General features: G+C 69.4%; 14 protein-coding genes and 3 pseudogenes. 9 read left to right on the top strand and 8 right to left on the bottom strand.

The window, feature by feature from the left end; all coding sequences use genetic code 11:
• The 3 genes from AB0958_RS34005 to AB0958_RS33995 all read left to right on the top strand — a co-directional run.
• A partial coding sequence (locus AB0958_RS34005) for an IS3 family transposase (protein WP_366894318.1) occupies positions 1–231 on the top strand: 231 nt, incomplete at its 5' end.
• 377 nt (positions 232–608) lie between these two features.
• Entirely contained in the window at positions 609–1,115 is a 507-nt protein-coding gene (locus tag AB0958_RS34000) for a hypothetical protein (protein ID WP_366894317.1), read from the top strand.
• Between the two features lie 158 nt (positions 1,116–1,273).
• Positions 1,274–3,715 (top strand): Helicase associated domain protein, encoded by a 2,442-nt coding sequence (locus AB0958_RS33995; RefSeq protein ID WP_366894316.1) that lies wholly within the window; start codon positions 1,274–1,276, stop codon positions 3,713–3,715.
• A 183-nt stretch (positions 3,716–3,898) separates the two neighbouring features.
• Here the strand turns inward: AB0958_RS33995 and AB0958_RS33990 are convergent.
• The 4 genes and pseudogenes from AB0958_RS33990 to AB0958_RS33975 all read right to left on the bottom strand — a co-directional run.
• Positions 3,899–4,093, bottom strand: a pseudogene (locus tag AB0958_RS33990) (TetR/AcrR family transcriptional regulator); the annotation flags it as partial.
• Positions 4,094–4,348: 255 nt separating this feature from the next.
• Entirely contained in the window at positions 4,349–5,821 is a 1,473-nt protein-coding gene (locus AB0958_RS33985) for an AMP-binding protein (protein WP_366894315.1), read from the bottom strand.
• Positions 5,822–5,858: 37 nt separating this feature from the next.
• The gene (locus AB0958_RS33980) at positions 5,859–6,782 is read right to left on the bottom strand and encodes an alpha/beta fold hydrolase (protein ID WP_366894314.1); all 924 of its coding nucleotides are present in this window, start codon (positions 6,780–6,782) and stop codon (positions 5,859–5,861) included.
• Positions 6,783–6,789: 7 nt separating this feature from the next.
• Complete coding sequence (locus tag AB0958_RS33975) at positions 6,790–7,758, bottom strand: enoyl-CoA hydratase/isomerase family protein (protein ID WP_366894313.1); 969 nt, start codon at positions 7,756–7,758, stop codon at positions 6,790–6,792.
• A 264-nt stretch (positions 7,759–8,022) separates the two neighbouring features.
• Between AB0958_RS33975 and AB0958_RS33970 the strand changes: the two genes are divergently transcribed.
• The gene (locus AB0958_RS33970) at positions 8,023–8,706 is read left to right on the top strand and encodes a WHG domain-containing protein (protein ID WP_366894312.1); all 684 of its coding nucleotides are present in this window, start codon (positions 8,023–8,025) and stop codon (positions 8,704–8,706) included.
• 39 nt (positions 8,707–8,745) lie between these two features.
• Here AB0958_RS33970 and AB0958_RS33965 read toward each other — a convergent pair whose 3' ends face one another.
• The 3 genes from AB0958_RS33965 to AB0958_RS33955 all read right to left on the bottom strand — a co-directional run bounded on the left by AB0958_RS33965 (position 8,746) and on the right by AB0958_RS33955 (position 11,888).
• Positions 8,746–9,642, bottom strand: coding sequence for a short-chain dehydrogenase/reductase (locus AB0958_RS33965; protein ID WP_366894311.1), 897 nt, complete (start codon positions 9,640–9,642; stop codon positions 8,746–8,748).
• 375 nt (positions 9,643–10,017) lie between these two features.
• The gene (locus AB0958_RS33960; RefSeq protein WP_366894310.1) at positions 10,018–10,512 is read right to left on the bottom strand and encodes a MarR family transcriptional regulator; all 495 of its coding nucleotides are present in this window, start codon (positions 10,510–10,512) and stop codon (positions 10,018–10,020) included.
• A 149-nt stretch (positions 10,513–10,661) separates the two neighbouring features.
• Entirely contained in the window at positions 10,662–11,888 is a 1,227-nt protein-coding gene (locus AB0958_RS33955; protein WP_366894309.1) for an acyl-CoA dehydrogenase family protein, read from the bottom strand.
• A 63-nt stretch (positions 11,889–11,951) separates the two neighbouring features.
• Here AB0958_RS33955 and AB0958_RS33950 point away from each other — a divergent pair, with 63 nt between their 5' ends.
• The 4 genes from AB0958_RS33950 to AB0958_RS33935 all read left to right on the top strand — a co-directional run bounded on the left by AB0958_RS33950 (position 11,952) and on the right by AB0958_RS33935 (position 14,686).
• Complete coding sequence (locus tag AB0958_RS33950; protein ID WP_366894308.1) at positions 11,952–12,617, top strand: SDR family oxidoreductase; 666 nt, start codon at positions 11,952–11,954, stop codon at positions 12,615–12,617.
• Positions 12,610–12,780, top strand: a complete 171-nt coding sequence (locus AB0958_RS33945; protein WP_366894307.1) for a hypothetical protein — start codon at positions 12,610–12,612, stop codon at positions 12,778–12,780. The genes AB0958_RS33950 and AB0958_RS33945 overlap by 8 nt, the downstream gene beginning before the upstream one ends.
• Positions 12,781–13,179: 399 nt before the next feature.
• Positions 13,180–13,935: an SDR family oxidoreductase gene (locus AB0958_RS33940; RefSeq protein WP_366894306.1), complete on the top strand. Its 756-nt coding sequence runs from the start codon at positions 13,180–13,182 to the stop codon at positions 13,933–13,935.
• A gap of 40 nt (positions 13,936–13,975) precedes the next feature.
• Positions 13,976–14,686: a TetR/AcrR family transcriptional regulator gene (locus AB0958_RS33935; RefSeq protein WP_366894305.1), complete on the top strand. Its 711-nt coding sequence runs from the start codon at positions 13,976–13,978 to the stop codon at positions 14,684–14,686.
• A gap of 216 nt (positions 14,687–14,902) precedes the next feature.
• Here the strand turns inward: AB0958_RS33935 and AB0958_RS33930 are convergent.
• Positions 14,903–15,235, bottom strand: a pseudogene (locus AB0958_RS33930) (alpha/beta hydrolase fold domain-containing protein); the annotation flags it as partial.
• A 15-nt stretch (positions 15,236–15,250) separates the two neighbouring features.
• Here AB0958_RS33930 and AB0958_RS33925 point away from each other — a divergent pair.
• Positions 15,251–15,358 (top strand): annotated as a pseudogene (locus tag AB0958_RS33925) (aromatic compound degradation protein PaaI); the annotation flags it as partial.
• Positions 15,359–15,367: the final 9 nt, after the last annotated feature.

Genomic DNA, 15,367 nt, shown 5'->3' with positions numbered 1-15,367 from the left:
AACCTGTGGATGGTCATCAAGACCGAGTGCATCCGCGGCCGCATCTTCGCCACCAGAGCCGAAGTGAACCTCGCGCTCTTCGAGTACATCGACGGCTTCTACAACCCCCGCCGCATCCAGAAACGACTCGGCTACCTCAGCCCGATCGAGTACGAGGAGAAGCACTACGCCGACCAGGCAACGACCGAACAAGTGAACCTGAAACCACGTCAAACCGCCCTGACCGGCTAGTCAGCCGCCCCGCACAGCGGGGGAACCTCAGAGGACGCAGCCGCCTTCGCCTTGGGAAGGTGGCTCGCCGAGAAACGGCGTTTTCCGCAGGCCCTCTCGCGAGAACAACTGGACGCCCTGGAAGCCCTCGACATGCGCTGGATCTCACGCCACCGGCACCGCACACCCTGAACCGCCGTACCGACCGGCAGACCACGGGACCACGGGCGTCCCTCCGCTCCGCCCCCCCTCGCGCACGAACAGCTGTACCGGATCCTCCCGGCAGCACCCGCCGCACCCGCCCAACAGACCCGGAACCCGAGCCCCGGCTGACATCACCAGACGTACCGCAGCCCAAAAGCACGAAAGAACCGAACAACCTCAACCAGGAGTACAGCATGATGACGACACCGCTCCACTCGCCCGGCCGGCTGCCTGTCTTCAACATCGGCCTCACCCACGTCACACTCCCCGCCTCACAGGTACAGGTCAACCGTCTGACCGAACTCATCAATGAAGTCACTCTGGGCACCGACGTGATCGTGATCGTGGTGAGCCCCGCCACCCACCTGGCCGAGACCGGCGTCGATCCAAGCCGCTTTATCTGGCCGACCTGGCAGGGAGAGGCCATCCCCGAGGCCCACCAGAAGTGGAAGGCAGTCTTCGCCACCGAGGACCGCACCTTCAGGGGCCTCTACTGCGAGGGCCCCACCCTTGAAGAGACGCAGACTTTCCGCGTCCCAGCCACCGTTCTGTCCGACGCGATGTGGAAGATGGTCCAGAACGAGCCGCCCTGCGCGGTCCTGTGCACCGGCCTCACCGGGGACCCCTCCGCAGCCGAAATCACGACCGCCCTGGAAGAAGGAAGGCTCCAAGCAGTCCTGGTGGAAGCCCTGTTCGCCTAGCCTCCAGACCAGCCCCGCGGCATCCCCTAGCGTTGCACGACACGACCCACGCCCGACCGGCCCGGCCCGCAAGCCCCCGTAACACCACTCAGCGAAGGACACCCGACACGATGGATCCCGCCGGCCACCGTTCCATCGCGCACTGAGGATCTTGTTTCATGCCCTCCGAGGAGCCCATCGCCGAGATCGCCGCCGTCACCGCCTCCCGCGCCCGCCCCGTCCGGCTCCCGCTACGCCCGGACCAGCAGCGGGCCGTGGACAGTGCGGCACGTCACCTGGCACGCGCACACACCCGCGGACACATGGTGTCGGCCTGCGGCACTGGAAAAACGCTCACCGCGCTGCGGACCGCCGAAGCCCTTGATGCCCGGCACCTGTTGATCGCCGTGCCGAGTCTGGACCTCATCTCACAGTGGGTCCGCACAGCCCGCAACGACGGACGTCCAGAGCCGATGATGGCCGTCTCTTCCCTGGCTGCGGCCAAGCACCCGGTCCTGGCTGGAGCGGCCGTGCAGAGCACCAACAACCCGGAGTTCCTGGCGACCTGGCTGGCCCGGCACGAGCGCGCCACCGTCTTCGTCACGCTCGACTCCCTCCCGAGAATCGAACAGACCCAGCACACCCGCGCTCCCGCACCGACCTTCGACCTCCTGATCGTCGATGAGGCACACCGCACCGCGGGAAGCTGGGACAAGGACTGGACCGTCCTGCACGACCACACCCGCATCCGCGCCGACCGCCGTCTCTACCTGACCGCCACCCCCTACGAATGGGACCCACCCCGCCTGACCGAAGCACCCACCACCCGCCCCCAGCCCAGGCGCACCGCAGCCACCGCACCCGCCTGGGACACCCCCGCCCTCGTCGCCTCCATGGCAGACCCCAAAACCTTCGGCCCCCGCCTGCACACCTACAGTCACGCCGACGCCATCGAGGACGGAGTCCTCGCCGATTATCAACTGGTCGTCCCCACGATCACCGACACCCACCTGCGCACCGTACTCACCACCCCCGACACGCACGCTGGCTTCGGCCCGGCCGCACGCCGCACCACCGCCCTGCACCTGGCGATCCTCAAATCGATGACCGAACACGACCTCCACCACGTGATCGTGTACTTCCAGCAGGTCGCCGACGCCACCGACTTCGCCCGCCAGTTCCCCCACACCCTGCGCACCCTCACCGAAGCCCAACGTCCCGCCTGGACCAGCGACCTGGTCGTCCAGTCGATCAACGGCACCCACAGCCCCGGCCAGCGCCACGACATCCTGACCGACTTCGCCGCCGCCGACCGCGCCGTGCTGACCAACGCCCAGGTGCTGGGGGAGGGCGTGGACCTGCCGGCCGTCGACGCCGTCGTCTTCGCTGACCGCACTGCCAGCGTCCGCCGCATTGTCCAAGCCCTCGGCCGCGCCCTGCGTAAACCTCCCACCCAGGCCACGAAGACCGCCAGCCTCGTCATCCCCGCCTACGTCCCCCACGGCGCCGATCCCACCGACCTCCTCGGCACCCCCTACGAAGCCCTCTGGCTCGTCACCGCGGCCCTGCGCCACCACGACCAGACCATCGCCGCCCGCGCTCCGCGCACCACCGCCAAACACCGCCTCGGACAAGGCACCCGCACGCTCCTCGCCCGCCGCTTCCGTTTCGACTTCACCCTCGACCCCGACGCCATCGCCCGGGCCATGGACCTGATCGCCTGGCCCGCCGACAACGCGGCCCTCTCCGCCCCGCGCCGGGCAGGGCTGGCGGCCGCGACCCGCTTCCACGCCGAACACCACCACCTGCGCGTCCCCACCGACTACGAGGACGCCTACGGTTACCGGCTCGGCAGCTTCATCGCCGGCCAGCGCACCGCCCGCAGACAAGGCATCCTCACCGAGGACTGGACCGCCGACCTCGACGCGCTCGGCATGATCTGGGACGACCACGAAGCAGTCTGGCAGGGCCACCTCACCACCGTCACCGCCTTCCACACCGAGCACGGCCACCTCGCCATCCCTCTCCACCAGCCCGGCGGCCAGTTCCTCGTCAGCCAGCGAGCCCTCGCCCGCAACCACCGCCTCCACCCCGACCGCCACGCCCAGCTCACGGCCCTGGACCCCCACTGGACCCTCCCGCACGGCCCCGACTGGCACCGCAAATACCACCTCCTGCGACGCCACATCGAAGCCGGCCACAGCCCCACCACGCTGCGCCGCGACACGGTGATCGACGAGGTGAAGGCGGGAAGCTGGCTGCACCGCCAGTTCTCCACCTGGGACCAGCTCGCCCCCGGGCAACGCGACCTCCTCGCCCGCCTGCGGCTGACCCCGAACGCCACCGCCCTGCCCCCTGCGAGGCGGATGAGCCCCCCCGCGGCGAAGCGGCTCCGCCGTTCCTTCGAGCAGACCGCGCAGATCCTCCGGGTCTTCGTCGAGCACTGGAACCGGCCGCCCGGTGCCCGGGAATGGGTTGAGGTCGACGGAGAACGCGTCATGATCGGACCCTGGCTCTGCAAGACGCGTGCCAAAAGGAACGCCGGTCAACTCACCTCGGAACAAGATGACGTGATGGCAGAGATTCTCAAAGCGGACTGGGCTGCCTGTGAATCCGGGTAGGGACCTCTTTTGGGTAACTGTCCCGCAGTCGGTGAAAGCGGTGGATGACCCGGCTGATCGAGGAGTTGGTGATCCACGTTCAGGCCGAAGGACCGCAGCTGACCGGCGCAGGTGGAGACGGCGCTCGAGTTCCTCGAACGACAGTGAGCATGGAGTGCTGTTGACGCCCGGGCCGAGGAGGCTGTCCTCGAGTCCCGCGCGGCCGGGCCGCAGCGTGCCGTAGCTCGCGACCTGCGTGCGCACGTGGTCGGCCATGACGTGGGCGACGAGGTCGTCCGTGGAGGCGAAGTGCGCGGAGAAGGCTCCGTTGGCGAGCCCGGCGTCCGACATCAGCGTGGAGATGCCCGAGCCGTCTATGCCGTCCTGCTTGAACCGCATCGTCGCTGAGGTTCCTCACGGTCTGCGGCCTGGGAGCGAGCGCACCGGTCAGGCTGGGCGGCGACGGCCCTCACCGTCGCCGCCCAGTCAGCCAAGGGCCTGCGCCGCCGTTGCGAGCAACTCCGCGGATGTCCCGGCAGGCGGGGCGTGTGGCGAAGCTCGGGCAGTTCCGGGGAGCCCCGGAACTGCCCTTCGACCCTCGGCATGGAGCTGAGGGCCGCCACCGCAGACAGCCCGCAGCGCCATCCATGGAGGTCAGGTCCGCGCAGAGACTTCAGTGTGGGCGGCGCGCAGCGAGACCTTGTCGATCTTGCCGACCGCGTTCTTCGGGATGGCTTCCACCACGAAGAACGCGGTCGGGCGCTTGAAGCCGGTGAGGCTGCGTGCGCAGAGAGACTGCAGCGCCGAGGGATCGACGGTCGAACCCGGTCGGGGCTGGACGTAGGCGACGACGACTTCTCCCCATTTCTCGTCGGGGACGCCGATCACGGCGGCCTCGAGCACCGATGGGTCACCGACGAGGACGTCCTCGATCTCCTTGGGGTAGATGTTCTCCCCGCCACGGATGATCATGTCTTTCGAACGTCCGACCAGGGTCAGGTATCCGTCGGCGTCGAGCCGGCCCACGTCGCCGGTGTGCAGCCAGCCGTCGACGAGGACGTTTGCTGTTTCTTCCGGGCGGCCGAGATAGCCCCGCATGACGTTGGGTCCCCGCACGACAATCTCTCCTTCCATGCCCGGCGGCACCTCGCTGCCGTCGGCGTCGACGATCCGGATCTCCTGGCCGGGGAAAGGCAGTCCCACGGTTCCGGCGCGTCGGGGGCCCGCGACAGGATTGATGGTGGATGCGCAGGTTCCCTCGGACAGCCCGTACCCCTCGACGAGCGGAAACCCGTAACGGGCCTCGAACCGGGTCAGCAGCTCGGCGGAGGCGGGTGCCGCGCCGCAGACTCCGAAGCGCAGGGACGACGTGTCCGGGCGGACCTGGTCCGGAAGCGCCGCGAGCATGCTGTAGATCGTCGGCACGGCGCTGAAGAAGGTGGGGCGCTCGCGCTCGACGACGTCGAAGAAGGTCTCGGGATGGAACCGGTCGGCGATGGCAACGCTCGCGCCCGCCAGCAACGGGATGAGGGTGCTGACCACGATGCCGTTGACGTGGAAGAGCGGCAGGATCAGCAGGCACCGGTCTGCCGGCCCGACCTCCAGCGCCCGACGCCCCATGTCCGCCATGGCGTCGATGTTGGCGTGGTCGAGCATCACCCCTTTGGGAACCCCGGTCGTGCCGCTGGTGTAGATGAGCAGGGCCAGCGCGGACGGGTCCGCAAGGGGTGTTTGATCCGGCTCCGCCGCTGCGTGGTGCAGTTCGCCGACGGCGAGGACGGCAGCCCCGTCCGCCACGGCGGCCTCACCGTCCTCGCTCACCAGGAGGCGTGCGCCGGAGTCCTTGAGCTGCCGGGCGACTTCGACGTCGGTCATGCTCGGGTTGACCGGCGTGATGGTGGCGCCGAGCCGCCAGGCGGCGAACAGCAGGACCACGAACTCGACGCGATTGGTGAGCCTGAGGGCCACGACGTCGCCGGGGCCGACCCCGAGGTCCTTCAGGTGACGTGCCGACGCCTGGACGCGACGCAGCAACTGGACGTTGGTGAGGGCCTGGCGGCCGTCCGAGACCGCGGCCCCATCAGGGTCGAGGGCCGCGCGGCGGTCGGGCAGAGATGCGAAATTCATGGCGAGGGCGTACCTGTCTGGGTGTGATGCGGTCCGGTCACGCAGCTGATGTGGCGGTTGCCGGGGTCAGCTGGCGGGTGAGGAACTCGATCTGGTCGCGCACCAGTACTTCGAAGGTCTCGCCGGTGTAGAAGTCGAAGTGGCCGGCGTCGTACCTCTTGATCTCTCCCTTGGGTGCGGTGCGCGCGTAGCGGAGGGTCTGGGCGGGAGGCGTGACGGAGTCGGTGTCGCTGACGCAGAAGAGGATCGGCATGGCGATCTTCCTGGCCGCGCGCCCGGGCCGGTAGGCGAGGATGGTCGGGATGACCCTCGCCGCCACCTCGTTGCGGAACGTCGTTCCCGCAGGCTGGAGCGCCTGGTATCCGGGCAGGGCGTCCGGGGCGTTCATGAGGGCCGGTGTGCCGGGGGTGGCGGTGATCGGCACCATCGCGGGTGGTTTTCCGCGGCCTTTGGCTGCCAGATCGCGGGCTATCACGGGGAGGACTTTGAGTGAGGCGGCAGGGCCGAGCGCGAGCGCGGAGGCGAGACCGTCGGTGAAGGGGCATTGGGACACTGTCGCGCGCAGTTCGGGGTGGCGGGAGGCGATGGTGATGGCATGGCCGCCGCCGAACGAGCTGCCCCATACGGCGATGCGGGTGCGGTCGACGTCCGTGCGTGCCTTGGCGTAGGCGATGGCGGCGTCCCAGTCGGTGAGCTGACGCTTGATCGACAGGAGTTGGCGTGGGTGGCCGCCGCTGTCGCCGAAGTGCCGGTAGGTGAAGGCCATCGCGGCGATGCCGGCCTGTGCGAAGCGCTCGGCGAAGGCGTCCAGGCGCATCTCGCGGATGGCGCCGAGGCCGTGCCCGAGGATGACGACGGGCGCAGACGTGACGCCCGTGGGGAGGTAGAGCCAGCCGGCGCAGGTGCTGTCGCCGGAAGGGAACGTGATGTCGTGACGGGTGAAGGACTGCGCAGTGGTCATCGTCGGTTCACCGCCCGCTCGTCGGGCGAAGGCCCGGCATGCTGCCCGACGCGAGGGCCCGGGCGTAGGTGCCCGGTGTGTAGAGCGGGAGTTCGCCGGTGGCGTCGGTAGTGGCCTGGTGGTCGAGCATCAGCCTCTGGCCTTCCTCCGATATGACCCGGGTGAAGAACTCGGCGCGTTCGACGTGCAGGCCGTCCTCCAGTGACATCGAGCCGCCGAAGTACACCGACCTCTTGGCGGCCGCGACCGACCCCTTCGACCGCTTCCCGAAGTGCTCGGCGAGTTCGACCGCCTGCGCGACCACCTTGTCCTGCGCGACGACCTTGTCCACCGCCCCGTTGGCGAGAGCTTCCGCGGGCGTGAACGGCTTGCCTTCGAGGATCGCGGCCAGGGACCGGTGGGTGCCGATCAGGCGGGTCAGCCGCTGGGTGCCGCCACCGCCCGGGATGATGCCGAGGAGGATCTCCGGCTGGCCGATGAAGAATTCCCCTTCGGCCATGACCCGCAGATCGCACGCCCAGGCGAACTCCGCACCGAGGCCGAGAGCCGAACCGTTGAGGGCGGCGACGTAGAGCACGCCGCTGGCGTTCATCCGCAGGAAGGTCGTGTGCAGACGTTCCAGCTGCAGGGCTCCCCGCATCGGGGTCCTGCGCATCACGGGCCCGAGGACGCGGGAGCGGTCCACGTGCTTCGCCAGGCGTACGACGGCCGCGGCACCGCGTCGGCCGACCGTAGGGCTCGCGGCGCCCTCCTCCTGCAGCCACCGGACCGCGGCATGGCTGACGAACCGCTCGGGATGCGCCCCGGTGAAGACGACGGCACGGACGTTCGGATCGCGGTCGGCTCGGGCCACCAGCCTGTCCAGCTGCTGGGCGATGTCGAGGCCGAACTCCTGATGCGGGCCGCCGTCGACCCGGACGATCAGGACGGCCCCGCGATCTTCGACCGTCAGACGGCCCTTGTCTTTGTATGGCATGAGTTCTGCTCCCGTGCTGAGTTCATGGCGGGGTGGGAAAGTGCGCCGGGGCGGCCGCGGATGCGTGTCGCAGCGATGAGGTCGGGTTCGCCCCGACACGCTGTGCCCGCACGGGCGGCAGGAGACTGGACCAGCGCGTGATGACGTGTCCGAAGGCGGACGCGTGTATCGAAGGCGGCACGTCACGTGCGATGTGTACTATTGCCGTGAGGAATTACATAACCAAGTTATTTCTAGTGTGTCAACGGTGGAGGCGTGCGGTACATGGCAGGGCGGGCGAGGCTCGAAGACGCACCGGAACGACTTGTGCAGGCGGCCATCGGCCTGCTGGCCGAGCAGGGTCCGTCGGCTGTGAAGGCGCGCACGGTGGCCTCCGCGAGCGGACTGTCGACGATGGTGGTCTACAGCCACTTCGGCGGGATCCCCGAGCTGATGAGCGCTGTCGCCGACCACGGGTTCAAGGAACTCGGCGCGGCGTTCGGCCGGGTACCGGTGACGGAGGACCCGATCGCGGATCTCTTCGCCATGGCCCTGACCTGCCGTCGGCAGGCCCGCGCGAACCCTCACCTCTACGACCTGATGTTCGGACTGTCCACTCGGGCGACCTACCGGCCTCTGCCGGATACGGACCGCCGCCTGAGCGGGCACTCCCCGGCCTTTCGGGAAGCCCACGCCCATGTCACCGCGGCATGCGAACGGCTCGTGGACTCCGGCAGGGTCGAGCGGCAGGAACCCGAAGCCGTCGCCGCCCAGTTGTGGAGCTACGTGCACGGTTACATCACCCTCGAACTGGCTGAACACTTCGTCGAGTTCGGCGACGCCGTGACGCAGGTCCTCCTGCCGATGGGCGTGAACTTCGCTGTCGGGCTCGGTGACCAGCGCGAACGTGCCGAAGCCTCCCACGAGGCCGGCGCGCGCCTGTACGACTCGATCGCCCAAGGCCGCTGAGAAGCCTGGTCGTCGGGTGCTGCCCCGGTGCGCGGCCGGCTAGGACGCCCTGGTCTGCGCGGGAGGGGCATCTGTGCCGGGCGTGAGTTGGTCCTGCCTCCCCAGCGCCGCGACCTCCCGTTCGAGGGACGGCACCGCCCGGGCCGCGAAGCGCCTCGCCCAGGGCCAGGCCAGCGGTGAATTCAGCGCCGCCTTGGCCCAGTTGGCCACGACGACCGCACGCGGGACGTACACGCGGGCGCGCCGGCGTACGAGTGCGTCGACGATCGCGGCGGCCGCCCGGTCGGAGCTCGTGGTGACATTGCCCGGATAGGGGAGTCGCGCGCGCAGGTCCTGGAACGAGGGGAGGTCCGCCTCGGCGCCTCGCACGAGGTCCGTGTCGATCCAGGAGGGGTGCACCACGCCGACCGTGACTCCGAGGTGGGCCACCTCCTGCCGGTAGGTCAGGGCGAGCAGCTCGGCCCCGGCCTTGCTCGCGCCGTAGGAGGCCATCGCGGCCAGCGGCATGAACGACAGCGCGGACGCCACGACCAGCACGTGGCCCCGGCTGCGCTCCAGGTGCGGCGTCGCGTACTTGAGGGTGCGGAACACACCGTTCAGGTTGATGTCCAGGACCCGCTCGAACGACGCCTCGTCCGTCTGCCGCACCGTCCCGTACGCCACGACGCCGGCATTGGCGACCACGAGGTCGATGCCGCCCATGACCTCCGCAGCCTCGTCGAGCGCCGACCGCAGAGCGGCCCCGTCGCGCACATCGGCCTCGTGCCACGAAGCGGCGGGACCCAGCTCGTCGGCAAGAGCCCGCAACCGATCCGCTTCGAGGCCGATCACCGTCACCCGGGCCCCGCGGGCGGCGGCCAGGCGGGCCACCTTCTCCCCGATACCGCGTGCCGCACCGGTGACAACCAGCTTTCTGCCCAGCAAGTCACGTTTCATGGCGGCAACATAACTTCGTTATTGATGTAGCACAAGAGACCGCGTACCTCGGTTGCCTGCGCCCGGACCGGTCGCCGCCTTCGGCCTCGGCGCCCTCAGGGCAGGCGCGGTGCCGCCGAGGCCGGAGTACGCGAAGCCGACGTGGCTCGCGGTCGGTGACGGCTGCATGGGCCTGCGACGTGGCAACGGGGCGCTGAAGCCCCGTGAGATTGTCGCCGTCGAACGACCTGTAAGCGGGCAGACTGCCTCGAAGCCGCCGACGACCGCGAAGGCGAGCGGCCTCGAATCAGTGGACCGGGGCGGCTGGCCGGCCGTGCAGCCCGGCCGTCACAGCCGAGGCGTATCGCCCCGGACTGTCGAGATCTCCTCCTGCTGTCAAGCCCTTTTCGTGCCGCTCTGCTCGCGGACGGCATCGAACATGGCGGTGAGGGCGGGACTTGCGGCGAGGCTGCCCAGCAGGGTGTGGAGCGAGTGCTGTTCAGTGGTGCCGAGGTCGGCGAGGATTTCGCTGTCGAGACCGACGAGTGTGCGGTTGAGGTCGGCCAGGACCTTGCGCCCGTCGTCGGTGATGTCGACGGCGTACCGGCGTCGGTCCTGCGGGTCGCGTGTCCGCTCTGCGTATCCGGCCCGCTCCAGGTCGTCGAGGCTCGTCACCATCGTCGCCGGGTCGATGCGCAGGAACGAGCCGAGCGCCAGTTGCGGCATGGCTCCATTGTCGGCCAGGGCCTGCAGGACGCTGTAGTGGCGCACGCGCAGGCCGGTTCCGCTGATGCCGTCTTCGGCGATCCTGAATGCCACCTGTCCGAGTTTGACCAGCAGGCAGATGGTGTGTTCGGCCACGGTCCCCGGTACCAGCGGAGCCTCGGACATCGTTTATCCCGCCTATGGTTAGCCCTGCGTATCGTCTGGCTCCATCGTACGAGAAGGCCTGAGGCGGCCGGACCCGTGAGGTGACCGGACCGGGGCAGCGATCTCGGTGCGCTGAATCGGGGCTCGAGGGCAGGGGATGCGCGGGGCCGTCAGCCGGTGATGGTCCGGCCGAAGATCTGCCGGGCGATGACCCACTTCTGGATCTCGTTGGTGCCCTCGTAGATCTCGCCGATCTTGCTGTCCCGGTAGATCGCCTCGACGGGGCCGGGGCTTCCGTCGGCGCCCAGTTCGCGGGCGAAGCCGAGGCCTCCGAAAGCCTGGACGGCGTCGCGCGCCATGTCCACCGACAGCTTGGTGGCGTAGTACTTCGCCATCGCGGCCTCGGGTTCCGGGGACGGGTTGCCGGCGTCCAGGCGCAGGGCGGCCTTGGTGACGAGGGTGCGGGCGTTGTCGATCTCGGTGGCCCGCTCGGCGAGCAGGAACTGCCAGTGCTGGTTGGCGGCCACCGGCTTGCCGAAGGCGTGGCGCGTCGACAGGTGGGCCACGGTGTGGTCGAAGGCGGCCTGTGCCATGCCGACCCCGGCGGCCGCGATGCCGATCCGGCCGTAGGTGAGGGTGGTCAGTGCGTGGCGCAGTCCGTGTCCCTCGGCGCCGCCGAGGAGGTCGCCGTCGGACAGGTGTACGTCCGCGAAGCGGATGTCCGCAGTGAGCTGGCCGCGGTTGCCCATCTTGCGGTCGGCAAGGCCCACTTGAACGCCCGGAAGCGCTGTGTCGACGATGAACATGCTCAGCCGCTCGCCGGTGCGGGCGAGAACCACCACGAAGGCGGCCACGGGCGCGTTGGAGATCCACCGCTTGCGGCCGTTCAGCACCCAGCCGGTCTCGGTGCGTACGGCCTCGGTCCGAACGGCCTGCGGAGACAGGTCGCTGGAGGCGTCCGCCTCGGTGGTGGCGAACGCGCCGACCACCGAGCCCTTGGCGACCTTGGGCAGCCAGCGCTGCTGCTGCTCCTCGGTGCCCTGCCGCAGGGCGTTGCCCGCCAGGATGCAGTGCACGTCGAAGACGGCCGCGACGCTGCTGGAGTAGTAGGCCAGTTCCTCGATCGCCGCGGCGGTGGCGGCCGCCGGGTGGGTCAGACCGTCGCCGCCGGCCTCGCCGGGGAAGGGGATCCGGAAGACCCCCGCCGATGCGAGCGCGTCGAACACCTGCCGGGGAAAGCCGTCGGTGCGCTCGTCGCCGTTCGCGATCGCCGCGGCGTGCGGAGCCACTTCTTCTTCCGCGATCCGGCGCACGGCGGCGCGTACGGACTGGGTCTCTTCGGGGGCGAGGAGCTCGTGGTAGAGCCGGTCGCTCTGGCGTGCGGGAGTGAAAGTCATGCGCGGACCATATCATTCGCATCACATATGATTAGTTGTCCAATCGATTGTGGAGGTTCGACCATGACACGAACGCTGGCCGGCAAGACCGTCCTGATGTCGGGAGGCAGCCGCGGCATCGGACTCGCCATCGCCCTGCGCGCGGCCCGCGACGGTGCGAACGTCGTGATGCTCGCCAAGACCGCCGTACCGCACCCCAAGCTCGAAGGCACGGTCCACACCGCGGTCGACGAAATCGAGCGCACGGGGGGCAAGGGGCTGGCCGTCGTCGGTGACGTCCGCGACGAGGACGACGTACGCACCGCCGTCAACGCCGCGGTCACTGCCTTCGGCGGCATCGACATCGTGGTCAACAACGCCAGCGCGATCGACCTGTCGTCGGCGGAGCAGCTGGAGATGAAGCGGTACGACCTGATGCAGGACATCAACACGCGCGGCACGTTCCTGCTGAGCAAGGCCGCGATCCCGCACCTGCGCGCGGCGGACAACCCGCACATCCTCACGCTCTCGCCGCCGTTGAACCTCGCGCCGCACTGGGTGGGCAGGCATCTCGGTTACACGCTCTCGAAGTACGGGATGAGTCTGTGCACCATCGGGCTCGCCGAGGAACTCGCCGCCGACGGCGTCGCCGCCAACTCGCTGTGGCCGCGAACCCTGATCGACACCGCCGCCGTGCGCAACGTGGTCGGCGGCGCCGGACAAGCCCGCAGTCCGCAAGATCATGGCTGACGCCGCGTACGCCGTCCTCACGCGTGACGCGCGCACGTGCACCGCCAACCTGTTCATCGACGACGAGGTCCTGCGCGACGAAGGCGTCACCGACCTGTCCGTCTACAGCCCTGCCGGATTCGAGGGTGATCTCGCGCTCGACATATTCGTCGACGCTGCCTGATCCGGCTCGGTTTCGAGGCGGGGGGCGGGCCTCACCCCGCTCGCGCGGCGGCGATCCGCGCCGCCGGTGCGCAAGGCGTGCGCAACTCGAATGCCATGTCGCGGCCGCCGGTGAGGAGCCGGGAGATGGTGGTCTTCCCGACCCGGGCGGCCCCGCACACATCTCGCGGCGCTCATCGGGCTCTGGGCATACCGGCGGGGTGCTGGAACAGCGTCCCGCGGCGTGGATCTCAGGAGCTTCGGTCGCCGGGAGCGGCCCGCTCGCTCGCCGCCTTCCCGGCTCAGCAGACCCCCCGGCCACCGATGGTAAGTGGATCGACTTGCCTCCGGGGTGTGCGGGAGCTACCTTCGAGTGGTGAGTCCACCGACTTACCTTTCGTCTCGGCAAGGAACAATCATCATGAATCGTCTTGCGGGCAAGCGCGCCCTCATCACCGGCGGAACGAGCGGGATCGGCCTGGAGACCGCACAGCGATTTGTCGCGGAGGGGGCCGACGTGCTGGTCACGGGCGTCACTCCGGCCAGCATCGACAAGGCGCGGCAGATCCTCGGGGACAAGGTGCCGGTGGTGCAGGCCGATGCACGCGATCTCGACGCGCAGCGCGGCCTGGCGAAGCAGGTGCGTGAGCACTTCGGGAAGCTGGACGTGGTGTTCCTGAACGCCGGTGTCTCGGACTGGCGGCCGTTCGAGGATCACACGGAGGACAGTTTCGACCGGCTCTTCGACATCAACGTCAAGAGCGTCTTCTTTCTCACGCAGGCCCTGGTGCCCGTGCTGGCCAATCCGTCCTCGGTCATCCTCAACGCGTCCAGCAGCGCGCACGGCGGCTACGGGCATTCGAACGCCTACGCCGCGACCAAGGCGGCTGTCTCCTCTCTGATGCGGTCGTGGAATGCGGACCTGCTCAGGTCGCACGGCATCCGGTTCAACGCGGTCAGCCCCGGCCCGGTGGACACCCCGCTGTACTCCAAGCTCGGGATCGAGGACCCTGCGCAGCAGGCGGCGGTGCTGGAGGGGATCAGCGCCGGCATCCCGCTGGGCCGCATGGGTATGCCCGAGGAGGTCGCGGAGGCCGTCGTGTACCTGGCCTGCGATGCCTCCGCCTTCGCGGTGGGCCAGGACCTTATCCTGGACGGCGGCCAGACCGTCCTCTGACAGCGGGGACGCGGCCGGGAGACGGGCGAGGAGCGTGGGTATGCCGGTGGCGGACCGAGCGGAGACCGGTGGCGATACGTGCCAGGCCGGGTCTGACGCGCAGACCAGAGCCGGCTATCACGCGCAGATCAAAGCGGAGAACCGCGCGCGCATCATCCGCGCCGCCCGCGACCTCTTCCTCGCCCGGGGATACGACAAGACCTCCCTGGCTCAGATCGCCAGGGAGGCCGGCGTCTCCACCGGCACCCTCTTCAAGCGGTACCCCTCCAAGGCCGCGCTGTTCGCGGCCGTCACCTCCGAACAGTGGCAGCTGGATGTGGAGTACGCCGAGCCGCCCCCGCCCGGTGATCCCCGGTACGGTCTGGACCACATCGGCCGTGACTACGCCTGCCTGGTCGCGCGGCCGGGCACGGCGGCGCTGTGCCGCCTCATCATCACCGAGCTGCCCCAGATGCCGGAACTCGCCGACATCGTCGGCACCGGCTTCGCCATCGACCGCGGACCCTTCTTCGACCGGCTCCGCGACTACCTGGACGCCGAGGCGCAGGCCGGCACACTCGACTTCCGTTCGGCCGGCGGACAGCCACAGTCGGCGGCCGAGGTCGCCGAACAGTTCCTCGGCATGATCTGCGCCCAGTTCCTGTGGCCCCAGCTCGTCCGGACCGACTTCGTCCCGCCCAACCCCACCGACGCCGCGATCGTGGACGAAGCCGTCGCCCTCATGCTCAGCCGCTACGGCACCGGAACCTGACCCCCGGACCACCTGTTCACGCTGCCACAACGCCAAGACGTCAAGACGTCATCCCTGCCATGACAGCCGCGGGTAGGGGTGACTCGACCGGCAACGAACACGGGCGAGCGCGACCGGTCCTTCCAGCAACCAACAGCGGCAGTCGGCCGAGCCGGGTCGGCACTCCACACCGTCGAGTCCGTCGGCCGCGTGCCCCTCGGGCTCCAGCCCGCCCCGTTACTCCGCGAGCAGCCGGCGCAGCCACTCCCTCTGGGCCGTCTGGCAGGCCTGGGAGAGGGTTGCCTGGGGGATGAGGCCGTCAAAGCCGTGGAAGCCGCCGGGCCATACGTGGAGCTCGGCGACTTTGCCGGCCTGCCACAGGCGGGTGGCGTAGGTGACGACCTCGTCGCGGAACGTCTCGGCCGAGCCGACGTCGAGGAAGGCCGGAGGCAGCCCGGACAGATCCTCCGCGCGGGCCGGGGCGGCGTACGGGGAGACGTCCGGGCCACCGCGCCGCTCGCCGAGCAACGCGGTCCACCCGGTCTCGTCGGCCGTGCGGTCCCACACGCCGGGGGCCGCCACCGCGTGGCGTACACCTCGCTGGACCTGACGGTGAAGTTCCTGCGGCGGATCACCGTGGACACGGGCACGGTGCGGGCGATCGGCACGGTTGTCAGCCAGAGGCGTCAAACTGTCCAGCGC

Source organism: Streptomyces sp. NPDC006655 (genome assembly GCF_040703965.1).
GTDB lineage: Bacteria > Actinomycetota > Actinomycetes > Streptomycetales > Streptomycetaceae > Streptomyces.
This window is presented reverse-complemented; position numbering and strand designations above follow the sequence as displayed.

Bases quoted from the DNA above. Each gene is read 5' to 3' on its own strand.
- AB0958_RS34000 (WP_366894317.1), top strand. From the start codon at position 609: ATGATGACGACACCGCTCCACTCGCCCGGCCGGCTGCCTGTCTTCAAC.
- AB0958_RS33995 (WP_366894316.1), top strand. From the start codon at position 1,274: ATGCCCTCCGAGGAGCCCATCGCCGAGATCGCCGCCGTCACCGCCTCC.
- AB0958_RS33985 (WP_366894315.1), bottom strand. From the start codon at position 5,821: ATGAATTTCGCATCTCTGCCCGACCGCCGCGCGGCCCTCGACCCTGAT.
- AB0958_RS33980 (WP_366894314.1), bottom strand. From the start codon at position 6,782: ATGACCACTGCGCAGTCCTTCACCCGTCACGACATCACGTTCCCTTCC.
- AB0958_RS33975 (WP_366894313.1), bottom strand. From the start codon at position 7,758: ATGCCATACAAAGACAAGGGCCGTCTGACGGTCGAAGATCGCGGGGCC.
- AB0958_RS33970 (WP_366894312.1), top strand. From the start codon at position 8,023: ATGGCAGGGCGGGCGAGGCTCGAAGACGCACCGGAACGACTTGTGCAG.
- AB0958_RS33965 (WP_366894311.1), bottom strand. From the start codon at position 9,642: ATGAAACGTGACTTGCTGGGCAGAAAGCTGGTTGTCACCGGTGCGGCA.
- AB0958_RS33960 (WP_366894310.1), bottom strand. From the start codon at position 10,512: ATGTCCGAGGCTCCGCTGGTACCGGGGACCGTGGCCGAACACACCATC.
- AB0958_RS33955 (WP_366894309.1), bottom strand. From the start codon at position 11,888: ATGACTTTCACTCCCGCACGCCAGAGCGACCGGCTCTACCACGAGCTC.
- AB0958_RS33950 (WP_366894308.1), top strand. From the start codon at position 11,952: ATGACACGAACGCTGGCCGGCAAGACCGTCCTGATGTCGGGAGGCAGC.
- AB0958_RS33945 (WP_366894307.1), top strand. From the start codon at position 12,610: ATGGCTGACGCCGCGTACGCCGTCCTCACGCGTGACGCGCGCACGTGC.
- AB0958_RS33940 (WP_366894306.1), top strand. From the start codon at position 13,180: ATGAATCGTCTTGCGGGCAAGCGCGCCCTCATCACCGGCGGAACGAGC.
- AB0958_RS33935 (WP_366894305.1), top strand. From the start codon at position 13,976: ATGCCGGTGGCGGACCGAGCGGAGACCGGTGGCGATACGTGCCAGGCC.